At 48.3% G+C, this 25671-nt stretch carries 21 protein-coding genes, 1 pseudogene and 1 riboswitch; of the genes and pseudogenes, 6 read left to right on the top strand and 16 right to left on the bottom strand.

Annotated features, from left to right (window positions below; genetic code table 11):
* Positions 1-4 precede the first annotated feature (4 nt).
* Both ACUN27_RS07245 and ACUN27_RS07240 read right to left on the bottom strand, forming a co-directional pair.
* Complete coding sequence (locus tag ACUN27_RS07245) at positions 5-793, bottom strand: response regulator (RefSeq protein ID WP_315953523.1); 789 nt, start codon at positions 791-793, stop codon at positions 5-7.
* A gap of 370 nt (positions 794-1163) precedes the next feature.
* Positions 1164-1901, bottom strand: a complete 738-nt coding sequence (locus tag ACUN27_RS07240; protein ID WP_445558615.1) for an MBL fold metallo-hydrolase — start codon at positions 1899-1901, stop codon at positions 1164-1166.
* Between the two features lie 229 nt (positions 1902-2130).
* Positions 2131-2229: riboswitch (purine riboswitch) on the top strand.
* Positions 2230-2288: 59 nt separating this feature from the next.
* Between ACUN27_RS07240 and ACUN27_RS07235 the strand changes: the two genes are divergently transcribed.
* Positions 2289-3722, top strand: coding sequence for an NAD(P)/FAD-dependent oxidoreductase (locus ACUN27_RS07235; RefSeq protein ID WP_315953525.1), 1434 nt, complete (start codon positions 2289-2291; stop codon positions 3720-3722).
* A gap of 168 nt (positions 3723-3890) precedes the next feature.
* Positions 3891-4241: a LytTR family transcriptional regulator DNA-binding domain-containing protein gene (locus ACUN27_RS07230; protein ID WP_315953526.1), complete on the top strand. Its 351-nt coding sequence runs from the start codon at positions 3891-3893 to the stop codon at positions 4239-4241.
* A gap of 444 nt (positions 4242-4685) precedes the next feature.
* Here ACUN27_RS07230 and ACUN27_RS07225 read toward each other — a convergent pair whose 3' ends face one another.
* From ACUN27_RS07225 to ACUN27_RS07195, 7 genes and pseudogenes are all read right to left on the bottom strand, one after another.
* Positions 4686-5084, bottom strand: a complete 399-nt coding sequence (locus tag ACUN27_RS07225) for a hypothetical protein (protein ID WP_445558614.1) — start codon at positions 5082-5084, stop codon at positions 4686-4688.
* Between the two features lie 101 nt (positions 5085-5185).
* Positions 5186-6442 carry an MFS transporter gene (locus tag ACUN27_RS07220; protein ID WP_315953527.1) on the bottom strand — a complete coding sequence of 419 codons (1257 nt, stop codon included), beginning with the start codon at positions 6440-6442 and terminating at the stop codon, positions 5186-5188.
* 6 nt (positions 6443-6448) lie between these two features.
* A complete protein-coding gene (locus ACUN27_RS07215) occupies positions 6449-6889 on the bottom strand; it encodes a MarR family winged helix-turn-helix transcriptional regulator (protein ID WP_326063660.1) in 441 nt (146 codons plus the stop codon).
* A gap of 158 nt (positions 6890-7047) precedes the next feature.
* A pseudogene (locus ACUN27_RS07210) lies at positions 7048-8358 on the bottom strand (MATE family efflux transporter).
* 427 nt (positions 8359-8785) lie between these two features.
* The gene (locus tag ACUN27_RS07205; protein ID WP_445558613.1) at positions 8786-9871 is read right to left on the bottom strand and encodes a lactonase family protein; all 1086 of its coding nucleotides are present in this window, start codon (positions 9869-9871) and stop codon (positions 8786-8788) included.
* A gap of 65 nt (positions 9872-9936) precedes the next feature.
* On the bottom strand, positions 9937-10593 hold the full coding sequence (locus tag ACUN27_RS07200; protein ID WP_315953531.1) for a DUF2238 domain-containing protein: 657 nt from the start codon (positions 10591-10593) through the stop codon (positions 9937-9939).
* A 97-nt stretch (positions 10594-10690) separates the two neighbouring features.
* Positions 10691-13132, bottom strand: a complete 2442-nt coding sequence (locus ACUN27_RS07195) for an HAD family hydrolase (RefSeq protein ID WP_445558612.1) — start codon at positions 13130-13132, stop codon at positions 10691-10693.
* A gap of 109 nt (positions 13133-13241) precedes the next feature.
* Between ACUN27_RS07195 and ACUN27_RS07190 the strand changes: the two genes are divergently transcribed.
* On the top strand, positions 13242-14057 hold the full coding sequence (locus ACUN27_RS07190) for a glycosyltransferase family 2 protein (protein ID WP_445558611.1): 816 nt from the start codon (positions 13242-13244) through the stop codon (positions 14055-14057).
* On the opposite strand, the gene ACUN27_RS07185 is transcribed toward ACUN27_RS07190, so the two are convergent.
* Positions 14046-14891, bottom strand: a complete 846-nt coding sequence (locus ACUN27_RS07185; RefSeq protein ID WP_445558610.1) for an AraC family transcriptional regulator — start codon at positions 14889-14891, stop codon at positions 14046-14048. The genes ACUN27_RS07190 and ACUN27_RS07185 overlap by 12 nt on opposite strands.
* 135 nt (positions 14892-15026) lie before the next feature.
* On the opposite strand from ACUN27_RS07185, the gene ACUN27_RS07180 reads away from it, so the two are divergent.
* From ACUN27_RS07180 to ACUN27_RS07170, 3 genes are all read left to right on the top strand, one after another.
* Entirely contained in the window at positions 15027-16022 is a 996-nt protein-coding gene (locus ACUN27_RS07180) for a Gfo/Idh/MocA family protein (RefSeq protein ID WP_445558609.1), read from the top strand.
* A 44-nt stretch (positions 16023-16066) separates the two neighbouring features.
* Entirely contained in the window at positions 16067-17005 is a 939-nt protein-coding gene (locus ACUN27_RS07175) for an aldo/keto reductase (RefSeq protein ID WP_315953535.1), read from the top strand.
* Between the two features lie 175 nt (positions 17006-17180).
* On the top strand, positions 17181-17936 hold the full coding sequence (locus ACUN27_RS07170; RefSeq protein ID WP_161410428.1) for a DeoR/GlpR family DNA-binding transcription regulator: 756 nt from the start codon (positions 17181-17183) through the stop codon (positions 17934-17936).
* Positions 17937-17988: 52 nt separating this feature from the next.
* Here the strand turns inward: ACUN27_RS07170 and ACUN27_RS07165 are convergent, their stop codons facing one another.
* From ACUN27_RS07165 to ACUN27_RS07140, 6 genes are all read right to left on the bottom strand, one after another.
* A complete protein-coding gene (locus tag ACUN27_RS07165) occupies positions 17989-18183 on the bottom strand; it encodes a YbdD/YjiX family protein (protein ID WP_326063663.1) in 195 nt (64 codons plus the stop codon).
* Between the two features lie 4 nt (positions 18184-18187).
* The gene (locus tag ACUN27_RS07160) at positions 18188-20257 is read right to left on the bottom strand and encodes a carbon starvation CstA family protein (RefSeq protein ID WP_445558608.1); all 2070 of its coding nucleotides are present in this window, start codon (positions 20255-20257) and stop codon (positions 18188-18190) included.
* Positions 20258-20371: 114 nt separating this feature from the next.
* Positions 20372-21127, bottom strand: coding sequence for a LytR/AlgR family response regulator transcription factor (locus ACUN27_RS07155; RefSeq protein ID WP_445558607.1), 756 nt, complete (start codon positions 21125-21127; stop codon positions 20372-20374).
* Between the two features lie 6 nt (positions 21128-21133).
* The gene (locus tag ACUN27_RS07150) at positions 21134-22747 is read right to left on the bottom strand and encodes a LytS/YhcK type 5TM receptor domain-containing protein (RefSeq protein WP_326063666.1); all 1614 of its coding nucleotides are present in this window, start codon (positions 22745-22747) and stop codon (positions 21134-21136) included.
* Positions 22748-23136: 389 nt separating this feature from the next.
* Positions 23137-24375 carry an MFS transporter gene (locus tag ACUN27_RS07145; protein WP_315953734.1) on the bottom strand — a complete coding sequence of 413 codons (1239 nt, stop codon included), beginning with the start codon at positions 24373-24375 and terminating at the stop codon, positions 23137-23139.
* 195 nt (positions 24376-24570) lie between these two features.
* Positions 24571-25662 carry an ROK family protein gene (locus ACUN27_RS07140; protein ID WP_445558606.1) on the bottom strand — a complete coding sequence of 364 codons (1092 nt, stop codon included), beginning with the start codon at positions 25660-25662 and terminating at the stop codon, positions 24571-24573.
* Positions 25663-25671: the final 9 nt, after the last annotated feature.

The following is a 25671-nucleotide window of genomic DNA, read 5'->3' as shown; positions in this document are numbered from 1 at the left end:
AGCATCATCCCTTTTTATAGTCTGTAGGCGCTACGCCGGTCCAATTACGGAATAGCTGCGAGAAGTAACGGTAACTTGGAATCCCTACCTGCTCAGCAACCTCATACACTTTGAGCTGCGTGTTCTGAAGCAGGTTCACGGCTTTCTCCATGCGCAGCCGGGTCACATAATCGTTAAAGGATTCCCCTGTTTCTTCCCGAAACAGGCGGCTAAGGTAGTACGAGCTCAACCCAACTTCTTCCGAAACGGAAGTTAACGTAATGGGCTCGCCGAGCTTGACCTCAATGATTCGCTGGGCAAGCTGGACTTCTTTGCGAATCTTCCGTTCGTCGCTCACCGCTGGCTTCGGTGCATTGGCCGACTCTCGACGCATCCGTTCTTGTTCGTATTGTTTGAGATCAACTTCACGCCTAATCGCTGTTCTCGCTTTTTCAATCGCAGTCTTCATATCCTCTTCATCAAAAGACAGCTTCGTAAAATAGTCCAAGGCTCCTAATTTCAGCGCTTCTTGGGCATAATGAAAATCGCTATGACAAGTTAACAGGACGAATTGGATGTGCGGAAATCTTTTTTTGACGTTGCGAAACAATGTTAAGCCATCCATGATGGGCATCGTAATATCGGAGATCACAAGGTCGGGTTCCAGAGCTATACAGAGCTCCAAAGCCTCTTCCCCATTCTCGGCCTCTCCGACAAGTTCTGCACCAAATGTAGGCCAAGGCATGGATCGAAGTTCTTGTCTTAACGGCAATTCATCATCAATGATCAACACGCGTACGGGTGCGACAGACACATTGCCCACCACCTTTCTTTTGAACCTTGAAATCGCTATCATTCTTTAACACAATGATATCAATTATATCAGTTTTTGTTTATACAGAAATAATGTAAAAATGTATGAAAAACCAAACTCAACAGCTTGGAAACAGCGCGCGTTGAGGGAACTACGATCCGCTATTTTCCAAAGATCAGGCACTTGCGCTGGGTGAGCGGAACTGTGGTCCTTTATTATTCCATTTTCATTCGGGAAAAGGGTATTTGTGGTAAAAGGAAACGAATAAAAACCCAGCGGAAAATTATCCACTAGGTCTTTTCTGACAAAGAATCTATTTTTGCTGAAATAGAAGTCTTCGGGGCTCTTTTTCAAGTACTCGTCCCGCGTCCTACCACTCATATACAAGCAATGGCTCAGCCAAACGAAGTTTATGCTTACCATGAACCTGCTCACGCGCATCCGCTAGCACATAATCATCTACATAATGCATGAGCAGCATCTTTTCTTGAATGGACATTGGGAGCGTTAAAAGCTCCTCAAGTGACGTATGCGAAGGCAATTGATCCTCCTGCATGTGGCATTCGTGAAAGATCGTTTGCACCTCGCCGGCAACCTCTCCGAGAAACGTTTCGTCTAACTTCGTGTCCCCGCTAAAATAGAAATACGGCTTACAAAGCAAGCCATAGCTAAGCATGTCCGGCACATGCTGCGTCCGAATAAGCTCGAATCGCTCACCCGCGATCTCAAAAACATTTTCCACGCATTCCACGTCAAAATAGTCTTCTAAAACCCGTTTCCCTCTCGTGGTTAGCTCCAACCCATGGCGCAAAACTTGCCATAGATCAGCTAGCAACCCTGCAGGCACATAAAGTTTTGGCTTGATTCTTCCGGGATACACCCGATGAAACAACGCCAGCTTCGACAAGCCATTGATATGATCCTCATGCAAATGCGTTACGAAGACATGCTCCACCTCATTGAGCTTTTTCCCCATCTGATGCAAAGCAGTATGATTCGACTCGGGAAAGTCGATGCACAGGTTGGTATTTCCGAATGTGAGTAAAGAGCTATTATGGCCTTGCTCGACACTAAAGCCGTCGCCACAGCCCAAAAATGTTAATTTCATCATATATACCTCGCTCTTTATCCTCATGATTTCGTTACTCATTGTACTACTAACCGACAATGTATTCTATACAAACTCCAAACGAGAATATGGCGAAACCATTCGGGTAAGCTCAACAAAAAACGATATAACCTTCCTAATCCTAGTCGAGGTTCAACTGAATTCGCGAACATTATATGATTGACAACATAAATTGTTCGTATTATGATGATTAAGGCAATAAGAAACTGCCACATACGTCATAATCGTTCGTATATCCTTGAGAATTGGCTTAAGGGTCTCTAGAGGAAGCCATAACTTCCTAGCTACGACGGGTTCTTGCTTTTTGCATACCCGTGTGGCTAGGTTTTTTTGCGTCCAAAAATGAATGTTCCAGAGGAGATCGCAATGAACGCTTATGATTTAATCGTAGTCGGTGCAGGACCTGCCGGTATTTTCGCCTGTTATGAAATGACGCTGCTTCGCCCTGACGCTAAAGTATTGCTCGTCGACAAAGGCCATGATATTTACCATCGCAGTTGTCCGATTCTGGAAAGCAAAATCAAGCTGTGCCCTCCACCTGCCGGTAAAAAGGAGTTCTCAGGCTGTCTGCCTGCATGTTCCATTACGGCCGGCTTCGGAGGTGCTGGCGCTTATAGTGACGGCAAGTTCAACATCACCACGGAATTCGGCGGTTGGATGACCGATATATTGGCTCCTAGCCAAGTCATTGATTTGATTCGATATGTAGATCGGATTAATCTAGAGCATGGTGCAACCGAGAACATCACAGACCCGACGACCGAAGCTGTGAAAAACATTGAGCAGCGCTCATACGCGGCTGGACTTAAGCTGCTTCGCGCACAGGTCAGGCATCTAGGCACCGAACAGAACTTAATGATTCTAAAATCCATTTACGAATATTTGAAAACACGAATCGACATGCAGTTCAAAGCTGAAGTCGACGACATCATCACGATGAAACGCGAGGACAAACATATCATTCAGGGCATACGGCTGAAAGATGGCACCGAGATCCACAGCGATCATGTGATGCTAGCTCCCGGACGCGACGGTTCCGCATGGTTAACGCAAGTTTTAAAGAAGCGCCGTTTGAAAATGTACAACAACCAAGTCGATGTTGGCGTCCGCGTGGAAACATCGGATGTCGTGATGCGCGAAATTAACGAGCATTTGTATGAAGGGAAATTCATCTACAATACCTCTGTGGGCACGCGGGTTCGCACCTTCTGCAGCAATCCTTCCGGCCATGTTGTTGTCGAGAATCATAGCGGCGTTATGGCCGCGAACGGGCACTCCTACAAGGATCCGGCCCTCGGCTCCAATAATACGAACTTCGCCCTGCTCGTTTCCCACAAATTTACCGAGCCGTTCGATAAGCCGAACGAATATGCGCGGGAAATTTGCAAACATGCGAACGATCTTTCCAGCGGCGGCGTTATCGTTCAGAAATTCGGAGACATCATGCGAGGACGACGCTCTACAGCAGATCGAATTCGCGAGGGCTTTCTTGAACCAACGTTGGCTGAAGCTGTTCCTGGTGATCTAGGTCTCGTGCTGCCTTACAATACTATGAAAAGCTTAATTGAAATGATCCACGCTCTTGAAAAAGTAACCCCGGGGATTGCGGCTGAACATACGCTCTTCTACGGTGTTGAAGCGAAATTTTATTCCGCTCGTCCTAAGCTCAGCGAAAGCTTCGAAACCGAGATCAAAGGCCTGTTCTGCGGCGGTGACGGTGCAGGAATTACAAGAGGTTTAGCCCAGGCTGGAGCTGCTGGCGTATGGGTGGCTCGCAACGTGCTTGAGCGAATGAAATAAGCATTAATGTTGTTAAATATTTCCTAGGAAATACATGGTCACGGATCTCCTTTTTTTAATAAAGGAGGTCCGTTTTTACATGAAAAACACTTTTAAAATCTAAATAAATGCGGTATAATGAGAACGTTCTCAATTGTAAGCGTTATCATTTTAAAGGGGGAATCTAAAATGACTGTAGCGCTCGAAACCAGAAACAGCTATGAAAATTTCGTACTGGAGAAAGATATTATGTATTTCCGGGTCGGAGAGCATGGGCTGGTCTCTTTTCATGGGAAAAATTTTCACATTAAAAAACGGATGTCCACAGAGCAGATCATAGAGATTACAACGGGCAGCGCTTTTTTCAAGGTGAATACAGATTGTTATGTGAACACGCATAAAATTGTTCAAATTCAAGATGGCAAAGTATTTTTTGAGGTCAAAGGTGCTGACTCCAAATTCACCTCGGTCACCAAACTTCGCCAATACCGCTTGAAAGAGATCGTGCAGCAGCACAAAACGGAAGCAGCGAAGAAGTAATCACCGCTTGTCACCGCAAAAAGGCTTAGTTAGATCCATGTTGGGGATCTGGCTAAGCTTTTTTGTTTATCGGGATGTCCAGGCGTTGCCGACACCAACACACATCACCAAACTGCGATTGCAACAGCGTTCTATGTTGTAATTTGTGCAACCATTTCGCTGTAATTGCACCTTAGCACGCCTCTATATTGTACTTTATGCAATCATTTAAGCACGAAACAGGTACATCTCACCTTTTCGCAACAAATGGTTGTACTTTGTGCAACGTAGGACCGTTTTCGGGGTCAGACCCTGCCATTATGTTGTATAAAATGCAACGTAGGCCTTCGATTTCGACTTGGTCGCTCACTTGCACCTTCGTCATCCACTTAAGTCCGGAGCGCGCTTGTCCAGGTAGAGCAAAAAAGCCAGCGATAAAATCGCTGACTCCTTTATGTGGTCCTGCTATGAGGTTTGTGCGAGTGTCTCTTGTTGATGTTCACGAATCAGAAATCGTATGTATTCTACGGTCGTATCTTTTACTTTCTTGGCCTCTTCCAAAGTAGCAAAGCTGTACTCCGCGTAATCTGTGCTTCCGTATTTCTTCAGCTCTTCATAATTCATCCCTAGTGTGGAAAAGTTATGAACCAGTTCATATGGTGTCTTAGCATCCACATTTTGCACGAAAATGTCCTTGGAGAAAAAAGAGCCTTGTTTCTCTACTTTGAAGATGACACGAAAAGGCCTGTCCTTATCCGACACGAAGCACTTGATAACCACGTCAATCTCCATCGTTTTATAATCCACAGCGTTTGCAGGATCTTGCTTTGGCATATGTTTAGGTGAATACATCCATTTTTTCAAAAACCCTAGCACAAGATTACCTCCCCAAATAACGACATGAATATAACTCATATTGTAATGGAAACGCTTCTAATTGACAATCCAAAATTTGGATAAAACGATTAAATGGCCTCAAGTGATTTTTTTTCGCCTGTTTTTCGAAATTTCCAGATAATAATTAAGCATAAAATACCCGTTAGTAACCCGCATACGACAAAAGCCCCATTCGCCCCAAAACGATCTGCGACATATCCGGCAAATAAGCTGCCAAACGGTGTAGAACCGGCAAATACGAGCGCATAAACACTCATAACCCGCGCGCGATACTCCTCTTTGGCATTCATTTGAAGATTGGAATTGCTATTCGTAGCGAACATAATATTGAAAAATCCCGTTAAAGCCAGTACTCCCCCGCACAACCAAACAGACGTACTAAGCCCATTTAGAATCAGGCAGCTGGCAACCACTAGGCTTGCGATCATGCTTATTTTGAGTCTTGGACCCTTTTTACTGCGAAATGACATCGTCAGCGCCCCTGCAAAAGAACCGATTCCAAGGCAAGACATCAAGGTACCGTATGTGGTCTCTCCTAATTGCAATACATTTCTCGTAAAAACTGGAATGAGGATATTAAAGTTAAAAGCTAAAGTCCCAATCACCGTCACGAGCAGGACCGTCTGAGCTAACACTGGATCTCTTGCAATATAGACGATACCGTCCTTAATCTCCTTAAAAACACCCTCCCGCGAGGTTTTCTTTCGAACATAAGGCGCTGTTTGAATCTGGAGTATGCCATACAAGACAGCTATAAAGCTGACTCCATTAAGCAAGAAGCACCAGCCTGCCCCAAGCCAAGCCATCATTACTGCACCAATGGAAGGTCCAACAATCCTGGCCATATTGAACGTAGTGGAATTGAGCGCAATGGCATTCATCAGATCTTCTTTTCCAACAATTTCAATATTAAAAGCCTGCCTGGTCGGCATATCGAGCGTGTTATTAAGCCCCAGCAAAAGCGCGAGTACAATAATAAACTCGTACCTCACTGTATGCGTCAACACAAGCGTTGCTAACGTAAAAGCAAGAATCATGGAAACCGTCTGCGTGACCAAAAGGATGTTCTTCTTTGGAAATTTATCTACGATAATGCCCGCAAATAGCGAAAATAAAAGGATCGGTAAAAATTGACAAGCCGTGACCATGCCAAGCTTTAGCGGCGAACCTGTCAGTGTAAGAACGAGCCATGATTGCCCGATATTTTGCATCCATGTCCCGATGAGCGATACACATTGCCCTGTCCAAAGATAGCGATAATTCCGATGAGTTAAAGCATGGAAATGTCGATCGATAAAAACCGAACCTGCTGCCCTCACATTCATGCTAATCTACCCCTCCTCTGCAAATCTAGCTGCATTATTGCCCATTTTCTCCAAAATGGTTAGAGCCAATTGCTTCTCTTCTTCCGACAGACCATCGGTCAAACGCTCCCGCCAATCCGTTAACACTTTACGCACATCTTCCTTGATCAGAAGCGCCTTTTCAGTCAGATGAACCTCGTTGCATCGTTTATCCTTTTCGCTGACCGTGCGCGTTATGTAGCCTTGCTCTTCGAGTTTTTTCAGTGCTTTTGCCGTCGTACCTTTATCGATCTTCAAGTAATCCGCCAGTTCTTCTTGCGTGAGGCCATCTTCCTTATAGAGCGCGTTAAGAAAAATATGCTGCCCCTTGCCGATATCGTACGCTTTCAGATGCTCACCAATATACATTTGTCCATACCGGTATAACAGTGAGATCCACCTTGGGATGGTGTTTCGGGCATCAATCATAATCCTTTCTCCTTCCTTCCTGCAAAATGGTGGGACTGACCGAATCGTTGCACTTGCCACTAGTTTATCATACGCGCGATTAGTTGCATGCGCAACCAATTTTTCGGATAAAACAGCCCCTTTTTAGGGGGGCTTGTCTTGTCAGGTCAGGTTTTTGCTCAAAAATGAGAAGTCATTGCGCTTGTAGAAACAGCTGCTTTCGGCAGCTTTTTGCGAGCCATCCAGCGCCGCTGGACAAGAAATCCGCGAATCGCTTCATCACAAATCATAGCCACATAAACGCCGTGGAGCAGCCAACCGAATTTTAGACCAAATACGTACGTGCCTCCAACCGCAAAAATCCACATGACGCCAATACTCACATACATGACAAATTTGGTGTCACCGACGGCGTTAAGCGCATTATTGAGCGGCATATTCCACATTTTGAGCGGCTGCAGAATCAAATTCATGGCCATGACGCCAACGACAATGGAGATAATTTGGTTATTTTCAGTAAATGCCCCTACGATATGTTTGCCTAATAAAAATAACAAGAGCGTATTGGCAACCACGACCACTTCGCCCCAGAATAACGCTTTATAGAGGCTGCGATACGCTTTCTCCATCTGTCCCGCACCGAATAAATGCGCCACCTGAATTTGGACCGCCATCGCAAAGGACCAGCCTGCCAGGAAAGAGAACGACTCCATCGTATTTAGATAGGTTCTAGCCGTTAGCTGCTCTGCACCCATCGTAGCAACCATCGAAAAAAGGACGACCTGGGACAAGGTCCATGAAGCCGAGCTAATGGCCATTGGCAGGCCAACTTTCGCCACCTCTTTCAGTAGTCCCTTGTGGAATACTCGCAGGTCACTCCAAGTGATAAGTGTGGTGAAGGTTTTGCGGAAAATATAAAAAAGCACGACCAACGCGATGACACGACTACCCACCGTTGAAAGGGAAACACCAAAAAGCCCCCATTTCGGCAAGCCCAACGCGCCAAAAATAAACACATAATTGCCGATAATATGGATGATGTTCATACCAATAGCAACTAGCATGGTGCCTTTCGTATTGCCTGTGCTGCGAATAATTGTGCTTAAAGTTAAAACAGCTGCCATGACGATCGTTCCGCTGCCTACAATTTGAATATACTGCCGCGTCATCTCATAAAGGGAGGCCGGGACATGCAGGAAATAAACGAACAAATCCACACCAAAATAAAGCAGCAGAGAAACAACAACGCCCAAACCCAGCGTTAATGTAAAAGCCATTGAAGCTACTTTCCGCGCTTCTTCCTCTTTGCTTGCTCCGAGTTTCTGGGAGATGACAATGCCCGCTCCGCTGGATATAAGGACGAATAACATAATGACCGCTTGGAAAAATTAATTGCTGATCCCAACGACAGCTACTGCATCGTCCGAAATCCGGCTCACCATCAGCGTGTCCGCCGTGCCGATCATAAATTGCAGAAATAATTCAATCATTATCGGCCATACAAGCCCGAATAACGTCATTTTCTTTGCGGTTTCCATGTTGGTTTCCTGTTCTTAATCTTATTGTGTACACGCGTTCACCATGTACATACAATGATCTATTTTAACAACACTTCTTCAGAAGTCAATGCTTTTTCCTGCACAACTGCCGCGATGTCTAGGGCCGAGCTGAGGAAGCAGCCTGCATACGCGCTAACGGACTCACGTGCCTCTATTCGGTAAAATAGAGCCCTTTTAAAAATCTAACGGACACAGCAGCCGCTATTCACCTTTGTGGCAGGGTTTTCCGCTGCTTTAAGGTGCAATAACGCTTCTGGTGTCCGTTAGCTCAACAATCAGACTATTTTATTGGAAATAGCGCCTGTGGGGTCCGTTACAACTTGGGGGTGGCTCGTTTCTTTGCCTAGAAGCCCAACCTTTAAAGGAACTTCACGCAAACCGGCCGCGATACCACCGCGGTGTGCCCGGTTTCCTGCAGCATCCCCGACTCCGCGTCCACGCGGAAAACCGTGATGCTGTCCGAGCCCTGATTCGCCGCAAGCAGGAAGTCTCCCTGCGGCGTCAGGGCGAAGTTCCGCGGCGTCCGCCCCAGCGTCGCCTGCCAACCCACGACGGACAGCGTGCCGCTTGATCCGTCCACCGCATAAACCGCGATACTGTCGTGTCCGCGGTTTGAGGCATACACATGCCGGCCATCTCTGGAGAGATGGATGTCCGCGCATGTGCTTTCGCCGCTGAAGCCTTCCGGCAGCGTCGAAATGCTTTGCAGCGCGGTCAGCGTTCCCGCGCTCGCATCATAAGCCAGCACAGTGACTGTGCTGTCCAGCTCATTAATCGCGTACACGAACCGGCTGTCCGCGCTGTACACCAAATGCCGCGGGCCTGCGCCCGGCTTCACCGCTGTTTCACCATGCGGGTGAAGGAGGCCGCCCTCAGCGTCAACGCGGCTCACGATCAGCCGATCAAGGCCCAGATCGGCGGAAATCGCATAACGATTGTCTGGCGCCAGCACAATCGAGTGCGCATGCGGACGCTCCTGGCGATCCGTTCGCGGCCCTAAAGTACCTTCATGCTTGACCAACTGCGTAGGCTCGCTCAGCCTTCCACCCTTCTCAATCTGATAAGAAGTCACACTTCCGCTTGAATAATTGGCCACAAACACGGCGCTGTTCGTCTGATCCACGCTAATATAACAAGGAGCAGTGCCGCCTGTAGGCTGCTGGTTCAATTTCGTCAGCTTCCATGTTCCAGCTTCGATCGCATATGCCGCGGCTGATCCTCCAAATCCGCCCAGATAAGTATCTGTCTCACTGACCGCGTATAAGACAGACCGATCCTCATTCAGCGCAAGGAACGACGCGTTAGGCAGATCGTCATACTCATCTAAAAGTGTGATTTCTCCGTTTTGCAGGTCCAGCCTAAATAACGTAATCCCCGTCTTATGTTCTTCGTTCGTATAGGAACCTACATAACCAAACAATTCTTTCCGTCCTTCACCTGACATCAGCAATCAGCCTCCACAATTGCAAAATAAAAAACGCGGTATCCAACAACTACCGTCCTGCTCTTTCATCTTTCATCATTCATCTTCACTACTCTACGCCTCAGCGCAGCCGTCACCACCATCGCAATGACAGCCCCATAGAGCGCTAACTCCATGTCGTGATGCGTATCCCACGGATCACCTTGCGTTCCAAGAAATAACGTACCAATTTCCGGGGCAACAAGCAAAGCTACCCACATTTCTATAAGCTCATAAAAGGCTCCTAGCGCCAATATCGTAACGCAGGTCATCACATAAAGCCATTTACGGCTTAGCTGCGTCCATGTACTCAAAGCTTCCCTTAACGGGTAAGCCAGCAGCAGCCCAAAACTGAAGTGCACCAAGCGATCATAATTATCGCGTTCCGAATGCAAGATCAGCTTCAACCACACATCCACGATATTTTCGTTATACGAATAATGAGCCCCTACGGTATGCAGCGCCAAGAACAAACCAATTAACGCATAAGACAAATTGGAAAATGTAATTAGCTTATAAATGCTGATGAGGACAATAAGCGCTGCCCAAATCAAAAGATTTTCCAATACCCAATCAAATCTGCTGTAAGGAGCAATCGCCATCCAGATCCACAATCCTGCATAAATGACAATCATCGCGTGTAATGGCCAATTCGAAATAAAGTTTCTTGTAGATTTCCGCGCAATATTTCCCTTCTCTTTCATGGCAGAGCCCCCTAATTTAGCTTTTACTAAGTTTAGGTTATCTCGCCACAGTCTTTTCAAAAAGTACTAAGTTTATGTAGTACTGCGCAGATCCTAGCTATGGACGAAGCTGGTAAAGTTTGGGTGTTAGATCGGAGCCTTCAAAGGCTTCTAAAATCCGACTCGGATACGTTTCAAGTTCGGAAAGCGTCGCGATGAGGAAAGCAGGGGCAGTCCTTCCGGACGCTTCTGACAATGCCCTTGCCTGCTCTAATGTCTTAAAGGCAAATCGCCCCCAAGGTGCGGTATTCGCCTCTACTGCCGGATCGATCCAATAAGGAATATGTAGGCCATGAAACCAAGCGGCTTTAAGTACCTGCTCTGCAAATGCACCCGTTCCATACAGCATTAAAGAGGCAATGCCGTCTTTTTTAACCCTCTGAAGGGTATCGAAAATCATCGACTGACTGCCGAACCCATCTGCCAGCTGCAAATAATAATGATACAAATAATACGGAAACCTTCTCGTCGCCATACCCTGCGGCCAATTCACATTCATAACGGAAGGCGCGTAATTACAGCTGTTCAAAAACGCTTCCGGTCCCGCCAGATACCACTCCTCCGCCACAGCTTCACAAATCAAGGCAATATACTCCGTGCAGAAATTGTCCTGGTGCGTCAAGTCCCCCAAAACTCTCGCCTCTTCTGGCTTCGGCATTGCTAGAACGCGGTGCAGCGGCTTGCTCCACTCTTCCGGATGCTTAGACGCTCTTGATAACCGTCCGTCTTTTTGCTCCAGCAGATACGCATAGTATCTTTGGAAGGCAAGCGCTCCTTTCTGACACGCTAGTTTTCCTGCGTATTCTTCCTCTGATCTGTGAAGCTGCGCTTGTATTGGATTTATGCGGCCGGAATGGTCTTCGCTATAACGCAGCGTTGAGCCGAAACCGCCCATCATGAGCTCCTCCAAAAAAGCCGGCGTCCTCGCGATCCGCTTCCCCGACTCGCTTCCGCCGCTGCCTGAGCGAAGCATGCTCCGAATATCCATGCCTTGAAGCCTGCGCTCATCCAGCCGATTCGTACCTACAGCGAGTAAATGCATCATTTCCGGCTGCAGTCCTGCGAGTCGTACGATTTTTTCCAAAGCTCCTTGAATAGTTCCTTGAAACCCGATATCTATCGTCACTAAACGTTCCGGGGACCCAAATTCTTGTGCCAAGTAGCCTACCAAAAGCTGCCTATGACGTTCAATCGACGCGGAGAGCTTATTCTGCACGGATTCACTTTGTAGATAATTGTATAAGAGATGATAGATGGTTTCTCCATTATCTCCAGTTATGTACTTGCATGCTTCAATCGGTTCTTCCAAATAAGCTGCGAAATCTCTCTCATCCCTACCAACACCCAACACGTCGAAAAGCTCTCTCACTTTCAAACCTTGAATGTCTAACAAATAAGCAAGCTCATCTTCTCCAAAATGCTCCAGTCCCGCCATAAAAGTAGCTTGTCTGGACACGTAAATCGGCTTCACTTGAAGCTCCACACCTCTCAATTGTGCAGCTTGCTCAAGCATCGGAGCTAATAAATACGCTTCCCTCATCAACGGGTTCACACATGTGATGCCCTCTTCGACACATATATCCAGCACCCACTCACACAAGGTGTGCAGGAAGGGCCCGATCACATCCGTACCAAATTGGTACAAGACGCGCTCCTTTTCCCCGCTTCCGGCCGATAAGTCCGAAGCTGCAGCCAGCTTTCGCAGCGACTTCCATTCCGGCAACACATCCCCGTGCCTGACAAATTCCCAATGATGGATGCTCTCAAAATGCTCCGGAATAACAGGATAGTGTAATCCCCTGATTCCGGCTTTGGACGCTCCCTCCACATCAGCGGCTATATTGTCACCAATGTGTACGATAGATTGACTGTCGATTTGCGGATAAATGTCTTTGAGTCTGGCAAACAGATGCCCTGACGACTTGCCCTCACGTTCCTCCGACGAGACCAGCAGCGTATCCACCTGGGACAGGTCAAGCCCGGCTGACGCAAGAATTCGCCGAAGCTGCTCGGAAGACAGATACATATCCGATAACAGCGCCACCGGAATCCGCTCTTTTTTACAGGCGTATAGCAAAGAGGTTATGTGAGGATTTACATAGCAAAATTCCGCTTCAACTTCCACTTCCAACCGGGCAAGCTCATCTCTGTGGCAAATCGCTTCCGGTATTTCCTCATAAATCAGCTCCAGCGTCACTTCACCGAAACCGGTTTGAGCGACTTGCTTGGCACGTGCTTTGTGTTCGGCACGAATGCGCATTTCTTGGAATGCTTCCGAGGATATATAAGTTTTCAGAAAGCCGTTACGATGTGCCTGCTCGGCGATTTTCGCAAATACGTCAGACGGATTCGCACATGTACGAAAGAGCAGCGTGTCGAAAATATCCAGACTTAACAGCCGAATGCCCTGTATTTTTCCAGCCAAGACACTCAAATAACGATCCTTTTCCCACAAAAGCAGATCAGTCGGGCTTATCGGAGCATGCAGTTCCTTTGGCATCAAAAGCCTCCTTCATGTTTGTCGCAAGCAGCAACTTGCACAAATGTATTTGAGAAATATGGCGAATTTGAGGTAAGCTTAATCTATGATAAATCGGAGGTGTTCCCAGTTGTCTGACCAACCCTTGGTGTCTATAATTATCCCAACGTATAATCGCCGAATTGAGCTTGCTGAGCTCGCAGAATCATTATACCGCCAAACGTACAAAAACCTGCAAATCATTATTGTCAATGATGCCGGTCCTTCGGTAGATTTCATTCAGGAGCTTTATCCAGAGCTCGCCATTCAAATCGTGAATATGCCACAAAACCTCAAGCACGTTCACGCTCGAAACCGCGGCCTGCAAGAGGCAAAAGGCGATTACATCATGCTCTGCGATGATGACGATTTGCTGCTTCCCATCCATATTGAACGCATGCTGCAAGAAATTCAAGGGTATGATCTTGTTTATCCTGATGTCGAAATTTTCGATTATGTTTATGAAAACAATGCCCGCTCCATCACGAACCGATTCGTTTTCGCGTATGAATTTGATGTGCCGGCGATGCGCAGATTTTCGACCTTTTTCTCATCCGGCTGCATTTTCCGTCCTGAATTGATTGAAGCTTTGGGACCTTTTGACACGGAAGTGTTCCACTACTGGGACTGGGATTTCTTCTTAAGAGCGGCTGAGAAATTCCGCGTGAAACGCGCGCCCATTGCCAGCGTCCTCTATGCTTTTGCGCAGCAGGGCACCAGCAACATGTCAGGCCAGCTTGACAATATGCGCCCCTTCTTGGACATGCTCTCGGCCAAACATGGGCTAGGCGATTTGCCTACCAAAAATTTCTTCCTCCTGCTTGAGGAACCGGAAGTCAAGGAACGTCAAGCCGAAACCGAACTCATTTGGGACGGCGAACCGATTCGCTCACGTTTATTCGAATAAACCTTTGCCATACAAGCTCCGAAATTCGCTTGGTGTCATCCCTTCTTGCTCCTGAAAACGCTGGTTAAAATAACTGGCGCTGGCATAACCGGCTTGAATCGCGATTTCCTTGATCGCCAGGCTTTCCTTCTCAATCAAACGCTGCTTCGCAAATTGAATGCGGCATAGCGTAATGAAGGAGAGCGGCGTCATCGAGGTCGCTTTGCGAAACAATTTGCAGAAATAGTATGTGCTTACGCCTGTGAGCTCCGCCCATTCTTCCAGAATGAACGGTTCGCAGGCTTTTTGCTGCATAGTAGGAAGTATAGCCAGGATTCGATCCACGGACTCTATCCCTCGATTGCTCGTTAATGGGGCAGCATAACTCATGAATTCACTTAAGATCTTATAGGATAAAGTCGAAAGATTCGTCGGCTTCAGAATGCTATTCGACTCCGCTTCTAGCAGCAGCTCGTGAAAAGCTTCCTCCAGCTCACTCCATCTTTTAAGTGTCCATAACGTGCGCAAAAAGCCTTTTTCCAACATAAACTCCTTCAGATGACTACCGTAGAAATGAACCCATCGAATATCCCAAGGATCCTCTTTGGAGGAATAATAACGCTGTTCTTGAAACGGATAATATAGAAAAGCATCCCCTTTTTGCAGCACATGCTGCTCCCCATCAATCTCCACATACCCTTTGCCTGAAAGGATAAAATGAATGCTGTATGAATCATAATAACCTTCTTGCCTATAAATGGAGTGTTCAGGGGAATCCTGATACCAGCCAACCGATTCCGGAAAAATAAAATAGGGGCATTGCTGCAGCTTCGGCAGCATGACTTGTCTTTTCATCCCTCGCGCCCTCCTTCCTCAATGACAATATTCCGATATCTGATGCAATATATTATCATATTCATTTTAAATAACTCGATTTATAATAACAATATAACGCTATTAAATATTTTTTTCAAAGGAGATCATAACGTCATGACAAAGCTTCGTTGGGGAATTTTAGGCTGTGCGGGTATTGCAATTAGGGCTTGCATCCCCGGAATTGTGCAGTCCCAAACTGGTATTGTAAGCGCTATAGCCAGTCGTGATTTGCAGAAGTCACAAGAAGTTGCGGAGAGGCTTAACATTCCAAAAGCTTACGGCAGTTATGAGGAATTAATTGCCGATCCGGATATTGATGCTTTGTACATACCTCTGCCGAACCATCTGCACAAAGAATGGACAATTCGCGCTGCCGAAGCTGGCAAGCATGTGCTTTGCGAAAAACCTGCTTCACTAACGGCTGCTGATGCGGAAGAAATGGTTGCGGCTTGTGAAAAAGCCGGCGTACAGTTCGCCGAAGCATTCATGTATCGCCATCATCCCCGCTATACACGCATTAAAGAAATAATTGATTCCGGAGAAATCGGAGAAATTCGCGGTATTCATGGCGCTTTCACCTTCAGCAACCCGGGTGACAGCAAAAACGTCCGCTTCAAACGTGAGTGGGGCGGCGGTTCGCTATATGACGTTGGCTGCTACCCGATCAGCGCAGCGAGAATGATTCTGGGCCGAGAGCCTGAAGCGGTTACGACACACGCCTTTTTCTCCCCAGAACATGATGATGTCGATATGATGATGTCCGGACTTGTGGAATTCAGCGGCAATGTCGCTCTTACCTTTGATTGCGGCATGTGGGCCGGTTTCCGTAATACGCTAGAAATCGTCGGAGCGACGGGGCGGATTGAAGTTCCTTCTGCTTATGTCACACCTACGGAGGAATCCGGTCAATTCATCGTCCATTTCCGCAATGAGAGCAGGGTAGAAACCGTTCCATTCCTGAACCAGTATGCGTTAGAAGTTGACGATTTGGCTTATGCCGCTTGGGGCGAGAAGCAGCCGAACTTCGCGGCTAGTGATGCTACCCTGAACATGAAAGTGCTTGACGCTTGTTTGGAATCAGCAAGAAAGCGTTCACGCGTTGTATTGTAAACTAACAAAAATTCCTTATCATACGAAAGGTTGGGATGACTGCGATGAAACACATTCAAATTAAAGGCTTAGAGAAACCTGTATCCAAACTGATTATGGGCTCCGACTTTTTCCGTCTGGACAACCGTCAGGAAGTCAGCGACGTTCTTGGCCATTATTTAGCGATTGGCGGCAATACCATTGACTCTGCTTTCATTTACTGCGGCGGGCAAAGCGAGCAAGCGCTCGGCATTTGGATGGATGAACTGGGCAACCGCGATGATATCAACATCTTCACCAAGGGAGCGCACCATGATCAGAATGGCCCCCGTGTGAACGCAGAGGCGATCCGCAGCGACCTGTTCACATCGCTTGAGCGACTGCGCACAGACTACATCGACCTCTACGCGCTGCATCGCGACGATCCGTCCATTCCGGTCGGCGTGATTCTGGAAGCGCTGAACGAGCATGTAGAAGCCGGACGCATTCGCGCATTCGGCGGCTCCAACTGGACGCACGCGCGTCTGCAGGAAGCGAATGACTACGCTGCGAAAAACGGCCTTGTCGGCTTCAGCTTCAGCTCCCCGAACCTCAGCCTCGCGAAAGCGAAAGAACCGTTCTGGAGCGGCTGCGTCTCCGTCGATGAAGAAGCTCTGCGCTGGCACGAATCCACGCAGCTGCCGCTGCTGTCCTGGTCCTCGCAGGCGCGCGGATTTTTCACGGGCCGGTATACGCCGGACGTGCTCGACAACGCCGACCTCGTTCGCGTATTCTACAGCGACGAGAACTGGACGCGGCTGCACCGCGCGGAACAACTGGCTAAGCAAAAAGGCGTAACCGCGATTCAGATCGCGCTCGCCTACGTGCTGAGCCAGCCGTTCCCGGCTTGCGCGCTCATCGGACCGCGCAACGAGGCCGAAATGCTCTCATGCCGCGACGGCGCGGAGCTTGTGCTCACTCCGCAGGAGTTGGCATGGCTTGATTTGACAGCAGCTACGGTGTAGCTGCATGATGGAAGCCCCGGCGGGTAGTGCCGGGGCTTTTTAATTTCCAACGCATAGGCTTGTCCCCCATCCTCCGCCCCAATGGACGGCTTATCCATCCACATGATAAGATAGAAGCTAGCACTACTTACATCGTTAGCTAGCTTTCCTTGAGGAAAGCTTTTTAGGAGGTTCCATGGGAAAGACAGATATTCGCCGAGATGCCATTATGCAAGCCATCAAAGATAAAGGCTCCATCGCCTTGATCGATATCGTTCAGCAATTTGGCGTATCGGAAGCAACAGCCAGGCGGGATCTTGAGATACTGGAGCAAGAGAAACGCTGCATCCGCACCTTCGGAGGCGCCGTGCTGGAAAGCTTAAAGGTGGAAGTCCCCTTTTTCAACAAAATGGACCTTTATACAGAAGAGAAAAAAGAAATCGCCGACAAAGCGCTTAACTTCATCGAAGACGGCGATATTATCGGCTTGACCGGCGGCACGACCACGACGTTCATCGCCAAGAAGCTGAACCAATTCAAGAACCTCACCGTCATCACCAATGCAGTGAATATCGCCTACGAGCTGATTGGCACGCAAGGGTTGCAGCTCATTCTGACAGGCGGCGTGATTCGCACGCAAACGTTCGAACTTTCGGGTCCGCTCGCCAATGCGACACTCGATAATCTCAGCATCCGCAAAACCTTCATGGGTGTAGACGGCATTTCCTTAACACGCGGCATGATGATCTACAATGAGCTGGAAGCCGAAACGAACCGCCGAATGATGAAACAATCCATGGAAACGTACCTCGTGGCGGACCATTCCAAATTCAGTCGCAGCTCCCTATTCGTCATTGGGGAAGTGCAGGAAACGACCGGTATTATTAGCGATTCCAAAATAACGCCGGAAATGAAGGAAGCCTTCAAAGACGCCGGCGCACCCTTCCTCTAAAAAGAAAAACTCGACCTCTCGGTTTACCACCGGGGATCGAGTTTTTTTCATCTTAACAGCACCTATTGATTTTACCGCTTTCATAACGCTCGTGAAGTGACTGCATATAGAACTCTTTTTCCGTCAAAATGGGATTGCCCGGATGATGTTCCTGCTGATGCCTCACATATTTGTCATAGTCCGGGATATTGAAAATGATCTTGACCGTCGTATTCAACTTGCTCGAAAATCTCGTGATCGCTTTCACGCTATCACCCTCCAAATGTGGATTGGACGAACGGCGATTCTTGTAATTGGGGCTTTTGTTTTTGAATGATAATGTTGAACCACAAACGTATAGAAATGATGATCATCAGAAGGACAACGATACCAAAGAAAATGGTTAACCCTGCATCAATATAGTTATTCGTTACGATTTGGTGCATAACGTCCATATTTTTAGCTGGCGCTATCACTTGTCCTTTATCGATTCCCTCTTGATACTTTTTGGCAGCCGATAGAAAACCGATCGTTGGATTCGGGGAAAATGCTTTTTGGTAACCCGCAGTCAACGTCGTCACGGCCAGGAACACGAAGGGAATCATGCCTACCCAAGCATAACGGGCTTTCCCCATTTTAATCATAATCGTAACCGCTACGGCTAAAGCAATGGCCGCCAGCATCTGATTGGCAATCCCGAAGAGCGCCCATAGGGAGTTAATGCCGCCGAATGGATCGACTGCTCCTTGATAAAGGAAGTATCCCCATGCCAAGCAAACGATCAGGGAAGCAATGAAATTGTATCTTAAATCTTTGGTTTGGCCAAAAGGTTTGTAGAAATTGCCGACTAAATCCTGCAGCATAAATCGGCCGACGCGTGTCCCCGCATCTACGGCAGTCAGAATAAAGACCGCTTCGAACAAAATCGCGAAATGATACCAGAACGCTTTGGCCCCATTTAAAAAGGAAGAGAAAATCTCAGCCATACCTACGGCAAGCGTAGGTGCTCCACCCGTTCGGGAGAGGATGGTTTTCTCGCCGATTGCTTTGGCTGTGCCCGTAATTTGATCAGGCGTCAAAGTGAAGCCCCATGATGAAATTTTGGCTGCGACAGCAACAGGATCAGTTCCAATAACAGCCGGTGAGGAATTCATCGCGAAATATAGGCCAGGCTCCAAGGAGCATGCCGCAATCAATGCCATCACAGCAACGAAAGATTCAGCGGCCATTCCGGCAAAACCGATAAACGGCGCATGGCTTTCTCTATCAATCATTTTCGGCGTTGTACCGGAGGAAATCAATGCGTGAAACCCGGAAACCGCGCCACACGCAATCGTAATGAACAAGAACGGGAATAAATTGCCGGAGAACACTGGGCCTGTACCGTCAATAAACTTGGTTACAGCAGGCATTTTTAGTTCAGGCAAAATTACCATAATACCGCCGGCAAGGAGCAGGATAACTCCTATTTTCAAAAATGAGCTTAAATAATCCCGCGGAGCAAGCAGTACCCAAACAGGTAAAATGGAAGCAATAAGCCCATAGATCACCATCAAAACGGCAATTTGCGGGGCGGTGAACGTAAACATGTTAGCTAAAACAGGGCTTTCCGCTACAAACTGACCTGACCACAAAACGATCATTAACAAAACGAAACCAATGATAGAACCCTCAATGACTTTGCCTGGACGAATAAAGCGCATATAAAAGCCCATAAATATCGCAATCGGCATCGTCATCGCAATAGTAAACATCCCCCACGGCGACTCTGCTAGCGCTTTCACTACAACAAGCCCAAGAACAGCGACAATAATAATTAAAATGGCCAGCGTTGCAATAGAGGCTAGCGTACCGCTGAATGGGCCTACCTCATCCTTAGCCATTTGTCCGAGAGATTTACCGCCACGGCGCATGGAACCTACCAGGGTTACAAAGTCCTGCACACAGCCCGCAAGAACGGCCCCGATAATGATCCAGAGAATACTCGGCAAATATCCCATCTGCGCGGCCAAAATCGGACCAACGAGCGGCCCCGCCCCTGCAATCGCAGCAAAATGGTGACCGAAAAGTACGTACTTGTTCGTAGGCACATAGTCTTTGCCATCATTTTGAACATGAGCCGGTGTTGCCCGCTTGTCGTTAAGCTCGTAAATTTTGCGAGCGATAAAGCGACTGTAGAATCGATAACCGAAAGCATACGTACAAATGGCAGCAACAATTAACCAGATGGCGGAGATGCTTTCGCCTCTCGAAAGTGCGAGCATCGCGAAGCCTGACGCGCCAAGCAGGGCAATGACCGCCCAGATCACATAGGAAGCAAATCTGTTTTTTAATAGTGACATATCTATGAACACCCTCCTGATAACATGAATGTTAGCGCTTACAGGAAGTATAACTTGTTTGGGGAACAAGCGGAATACCTGAAACGCAACATGCCATTTTCGAGCTTCATGATGTTAAATTTCGAGTTTCAAACGCAGTTGCTTCACATAATTTCGGCTGACGGGTATGGTGCTTCGCGCTGCATCTTCCATTAGCAAATTGTACGCGCCATTCACCCAGGTCTTCATTTCTGAGATGGCGGCGAGGTTAACCAGATAGCTTTTGTGGCAGCGAAAAAAACCGTACGGCTCCAACTTTTGCTCCAGCTCGGATAGGGTATAGGAAACAATATAAGCCTTATCGTGAAGGTGAACCTGCACGTGCTTAACTTCCTTGCTAATGTACATGATATCCTTCGGTGAGACATATCGAATCCCTTCTTCCAATTCCAAAGCGAGTTTTACGCTCGTCTTCACCGATGCCGTCTGGCCTAAGCTCGCCGCCGCTGCGTTGTTCTGAGGCTGCATTTTGCTTTTGCGCAGCTCCCTGAACACAATGGCAATATCCTCCTCATCGTAAGGCTTCAGCATGTAATGAAAAGCACGCAGCTTAAAAGCATGGACGGCGTATTGATCGTAAGCTGTGGAAAATACAATTTTCACCTGCGGATTGATTTCTCCTACAATTTCGGCAACCTGCAGGCCGCTTAGATCCGGCATGTCCATATCGAGAAATAATACATCCGGCGCTAATTCTTTGACCTTCTTAATCGCATCCATTCCCCCGGTTGCCGCGGTAACACGATCTACCTCCTCACTGCTTTCCAAAAGATAAATCAATTCTTCTCTAGCCGGCTCTTCGTCATCCGCAATGACAATATTCCAACCCACCCGCCATCACCTCACCCAAAATTTTATGATCGTGCCTTCCCCTGGCTTGCTTGCAATTTCCAAAGGATGTTCTTTGCCGTAGTGATAATTCAGACGCTGCTCGATATTCCGCAAAGCCAGCCCTGCATGCTCCGACTGACTATCTGGCCCGGTAGTTTCAAGACCTACTCCGTTGTCCTGTACAGTAATACGCGCATGGAGCTTACCCTCGTCGAGCTCCTCCTTCACCGAAAGTCGAATGACGCCGATGCCCGGCTTGTTTTTGATACCATGCATAATGGCATTTTCGATCAGCGGCTGAATCGTAAAAGGAGGAATCGCATGATCCAGCAGCCTTTCGTCGATATCGGCGTAAAATTCCATCTGATCGCCAAGACGGGATTTGATCAAGCTCAGATAAGACATAACCAGCTCATATTCATCACGTATGGTGATAAGGCGCTGGTTGCCGTGACTCATATTTTTGCGCAAAAACTTGGATAGATGCATCACCATTTGGCGGGCTTCTTCCGGTTTCGTACGGATAAAGGATTTGACTGTATTCAGCACATTAAACAGGAAATGAGGATTCATCTGCGCCTGCAGCGAGCGAATCTCCGCATCAGCCAAAAGCTGTGTTTGCCGATCCGATTCGACGAAGGCATATTGCTGAGAAAGCAGCTCTGCGAGAGAGGACAGCATGCGTCTGCGCGACGGATTGTCATCCTGCTCACGCTCGAAATACAGGCGGAACTGACCGACCTGCGGCCGATTGGGAACACGGATGATGAGATCGTTGGCGTGCTGCGTTTTTCTCCCCTCTGCAATCCAGGTCACGCCATCCTTACTGAAGAATGCGCCCACTGACTTCATTTCCTCATTCAACACCTTGGAAATTTCCGCTACCGCTTTATCGAAATCCAGCCGCCAAAGCGGCATCGTCATATCGGCAATTTGCAGGGCTTGATGTGCATGCTCCGCACCAATTCTGGCCTCTTCGCGCTCCATTGTGTTATATAACACAAAATAGAGAGCGACACCAACACTATTCGCAAGCGTTTGGGGCAACCCAATGAGCGACACCAGGTTGAACGCATCCTCCCAAGGCTTGGCCAAAGCAAGAATAAGAATCATCTGTAAGGCTTCAGCCATGAATCCAACGAGAAATGCGAGCTGTACGGACGCTATTTTCCGAAAGCGTTTCTTGAAGGCATTGCGGCACAGCCCTGCCAATATGCCCTGTAGAATAGGAGCAATCATACAGGCAACCGCTACAAATCCACCTAAGCTGTAGCGATGCACGCCGGCTATGATGCCGACGATAAATCCGCTTTTGACGCCACCTAGCAGCCCGGCAATGACAACCCCAACGGTACGTGCATTCGCAATCGCCGCTGTTGGCGATACCTCGCCAATCCAAGGAGCCGGCCTGTACGTGTAATCGGAAACTGTTACACCCGAATAAGTCGCAAGTATTGCATACGCGGAGAAAAAGAACAGAAAACGCCATTGATACGTCCTGTCCCCTTGATAGCTCATATAGCTGCGCATCCAGCGACTTCGGGAAAACGCAAAAGCCAGCGCGATTAGAAAGCCAACCCGTTCCATCATATCCACGAACAATTGAATCAGTTGAAGCATGCTTCACTCACCTTTTGCAATCTCATATCGTTATCCTAACAGAAATCGTGTGGGCTTGCTTGCCGTATAGTCACCAATCGCAACCTTTCTTATGGCCTGCCACTAACAAATGTCAAAAACCTAGCAATAGTTCCGCTATGGCTTGCTTATGGGAACTGGCGTCCTCTATTTGTAGGAAAACGAGCGTTTTCCTTTCAGAACGGAACTACAAGGTCTTATTGCGCCGCCCTGGCGCGTTTTCCGCAAGAAATTGGCGAAATAGTGGCCCGTAGTTCCTCACCATTTCATCACATACTCATCCATCGCCAACTTCTACCTCACAACAAAAAAGGAGACTTCCCTAAGAAGTCAATCATGACCTTCTCAGAGAATCCCCTTTTTCAAAAAACTTACCCGGCTTTAACTTCATCGCTATTCGGTTGTGGTGCAGCATTTGCTTTGTACTTCAAGGTAGGCAGCATAATAAATACGCCAATCAAGAAAAGTACGGCGGATGTGACATAAATGGACTCCAGCGAGAAGGACGCTTTAATGCTGCCGGCCAAACTCATTGTAAGAACCATAGCCCCCATGAACAACGGGTTCAAAATCCCATTCACACGGCCAACGAAAGATTCCTCTGTGTTTCCGAGAATCATTGTCGAGATGCCGATTTGGATCGCAGGCAATACTAGACCGGAGAAAAATTGCATCAAAAGTGCCAACCATACCAGATGAGTCAATCCCATGACAGCAAAAGTCACGACGCTTACCGCCATCCCGATAATGAGCAGTGCTTGCGGGGACACTTTTTTGGAGAAGCCCATCGTTGCCCCGCCCCCAAGTATCATCGCAACGCCATTGGCTGCCATAAACCATTGCAAATCTTCTTTCGGCAATCCAAGATTTTCAGTTACTAGAAAGATGCCCAGCGGTGATATCAAACCAATCGCCAGACCTGCAACTGCAAAGCAACCACCTAAGGTGACAAGCATTTTATTATTCAAAACATACTTAAACCCTTGACCCATTTCAGCAAAAATATGCGTGGATGGCTTCTCGGACCCTTCCTCATTTTTACGATCCGCAGGAAGAAACGTGAGCACAAGCGCTGAAAGCAGAAAGCATACGCCCATGATCGCAATAGCTACTTCAATGCCAAAATGATAGTAAACAAATGTCCCCATAATAGGACCTAAGATCATAAAGATCGCCATCATCGATTGAAACAATGACATCCCCATTTGCATTTGGGATTCAGGCACGTGAACCTTGAACAATTTCATCCCGGACGGTTGCGAGAATTGAGACAAGATGGACGAAACCAACGTGGCGAAAAAAATCGCCTTCCAAGAGCCGTAATACAGTGTCACCATAATGGCAAACACAGACACTGCGCTGAGAATATCACACCACACCATCGTCAATTTCGGTCTCCACCGGTCCGCAAAAGCACCACCGATAAAGGAGAAAATAAAAATTGGCGCAAACTCGGCCACCGAAATTAAAGAAACCGAGTAAGGATCATTATTCGTCATGTCTGTGACATAGAGAAGAATCGCAAAGTTACGAACCCAGATTCCGATTTGTAAAAAAAGACCGGACAGCATAATGGCTTGCACGAAACGACTGGCAAAAAACGAACGCATCGTCGGAGTATCCGAAGCTATTGCTTGAGACAAAAGAAAAACACCCCTTCATTAATAAGATAGTCTTATAAAACAAGACCTCCTTCTTACGTAAGAAGAAGAAAAAATGTTTCATAAACCTTTTCTACTTTAACGAAAAAAGGCTCCTATCGTCTAGTGACATACGTCATATGACCAGTCACAAACCTAGATGTCTCAGCGTGACTGAGACATGAGCAGCGCGGCTCCAACGGCGCCTGCGGAGGACCCGAGCGCAGATGCTGCGAACCGGACCGGTCCGCGAATCGATGGCAAGCAGCGCTCCTCGACGATCTCGCGCATCGGCCCTAACAAAGGCTCGCCGATATGCGAAGCGCCGCCGCCAAGAATGACCACCTGCGGATTCAGCAGGTGGAGAATGCTCACGAGCCCGATGCCGAGGGCCCGGCCCGCTTCGCGCAGGATGCCGCTGGCAGCGGCATCCCCTTCCGCGGCAGCGGCCGCGACCAACCGCGCATCCACGCGGTTCGGGTCGCCCCCCGCGAGCCGCACGAGGGCGCCCGCTGCGCCCTCGCCAGCCCGGCGCACGTAGTCGGCGCCGCGGCGGCCAATCGCAGTGCCTGACGCGTACAGCTCCAGGCACCCCACATTCCCGCAGGGGCAGAGCGGCCCATTTCCATCAATGGAAATGTGGCCGAGCTCTCCTGCGTTATGATTCGTTCCGGCGATCAAGCGCCCGCCGGAAATGATTCCCCCGCCGATCCCCGTGGAGATCGTCACAAATACACAGTCCGGCGCGCCCTCACCCGCGCCGGCCAGCCATTCGCCGACCGCCGCTGCGGTGGCGTCGTTCTCCAGCCTGACCGCGCAGCCGAAGCGGTCAGTGAGCACGGCGGCGACGGCCACGTCACGCCAGCCAAGGTTGGTGGCGAACGTGACGACACCGTTCGCCGTATCCAGCGTGCCCGCGGTGGCGACGCCAATGCCGCGGAGAACGCCGCGACCGCCGGGCGCGGTCGCGAGCAGACCCTCGATCAGGCTCCCGAGCCGATCGAGCACAGCCGCCTCCCCCTGCTGCGCCAGGGTGGGGATCTCTTCCTTTGCGATGATGCTGCCATCGCCGCTAATGAGCGCGGCCAACATCTTCGTGCCGCCCAAGTCAACCCCAACGTAGTAATCCCGCAGGAACACGTCTTGTGTTTTCTCATCTTGCGTTTTTACGTCTTGTGTTTTTACGTCTTGTGTTTGTGCGTCTTGCGTTTGTACGTCTTGTGTTTTTACCTCTTCCGTCCATTCCTTCGCGCTCATATCCTGTTC

This window comes from Paenibacillus sp. WC2504, assembly GCF_052682475.1.
The sequence above is the reverse complement of the archived record's forward strand: the minus strand, read 5'-3'. Positions and strand labels throughout refer to the sequence as shown.

Coding starts and splice junctions, on each gene's coding strand:
- ACUN27_RS07240 (WP_445558615.1), bottom strand. CDS start 1,901: ATGAAATTAACATTTTTGGGCTGTGGCGACGGCTTTAGTGTCGAGCAA.
- ACUN27_RS07235 (WP_315953525.1), top strand. CDS start 2,289: ATGAACGCTTATGATTTAATCGTAGTCGGTGCAGGACCTGCCGGTATT.
- ACUN27_RS07230 (WP_315953526.1), top strand. CDS start 3,891: ATGACTGTAGCGCTCGAAACCAGAAACAGCTATGAAAATTTCGTACTG.
- ACUN27_RS07220 (WP_315953527.1), bottom strand. CDS start 6,442: ATGAATGTGAGGGCAGCAGGTTCGGTTTTTATCGATCGACATTTCCAT.
- ACUN27_RS07215 (WP_326063660.1), bottom strand. CDS start 6,889: ATGATTGATGCCCGAAACACCATCCCAAGGTGGATCTCACTGTTATAC.
- ACUN27_RS07205 (WP_445558613.1), bottom strand. CDS start 9,871: ATGTCAGGTGAAGGACGGAAAGAATTGTTTGGTTATGTAGGTTCCTAT.
- ACUN27_RS07200 (WP_315953531.1), bottom strand. CDS start 10,593: ATGAAAGAGAAGGGAAATATTGCGCGGAAATCTACAAGAAACTTTATT.
- ACUN27_RS07195 (WP_445558612.1), bottom strand. CDS start 13,132: ATGCCAAAGGAACTGCATGCTCCGATAAGCCCGACTGATCTGCTTTTG.
- ACUN27_RS07185 (WP_445558610.1), bottom strand. CDS start 14,891: ATGAAAAGACAAGTCATGCTGCCGAAGCTGCAGCAATGCCCCTATTTT.
- ACUN27_RS07180 (WP_445558609.1), top strand. CDS start 15,027: ATGACAAAGCTTCGTTGGGGAATTTTAGGCTGTGCGGGTATTGCAATT.
- ACUN27_RS07175 (WP_315953535.1), top strand. CDS start 16,067: ATGAAACACATTCAAATTAAAGGCTTAGAGAAACCTGTATCCAAACTG.
- ACUN27_RS07170 (WP_161410428.1), top strand. CDS start 17,181: ATGGGAAAGACAGATATTCGCCGAGATGCCATTATGCAAGCCATCAAA.
- ACUN27_RS07160 (WP_445558608.1), bottom strand. CDS start 20,257: ATGTCACTATTAAAAAACAGATTTGCTTCCTATGTGATCTGGGCGGTC.
- ACUN27_RS07150 (WP_326063666.1), bottom strand. CDS start 22,747: ATGCTTCAACTGATTCAATTGTTCGTGGATATGATGGAACGGGTTGGC.
- ACUN27_RS07145 (WP_315953734.1), bottom strand. CDS start 24,375: ATGCGTTCGTTTTTTGCCAGTCGTTTCGTGCAAGCCATTATGCTGTCC.
- ACUN27_RS07140 (WP_445558606.1), bottom strand. CDS start 25,662: ATGAGCGCGAAGGAATGGACGGAAGAGGTAAAAACACAAGACGTACAA.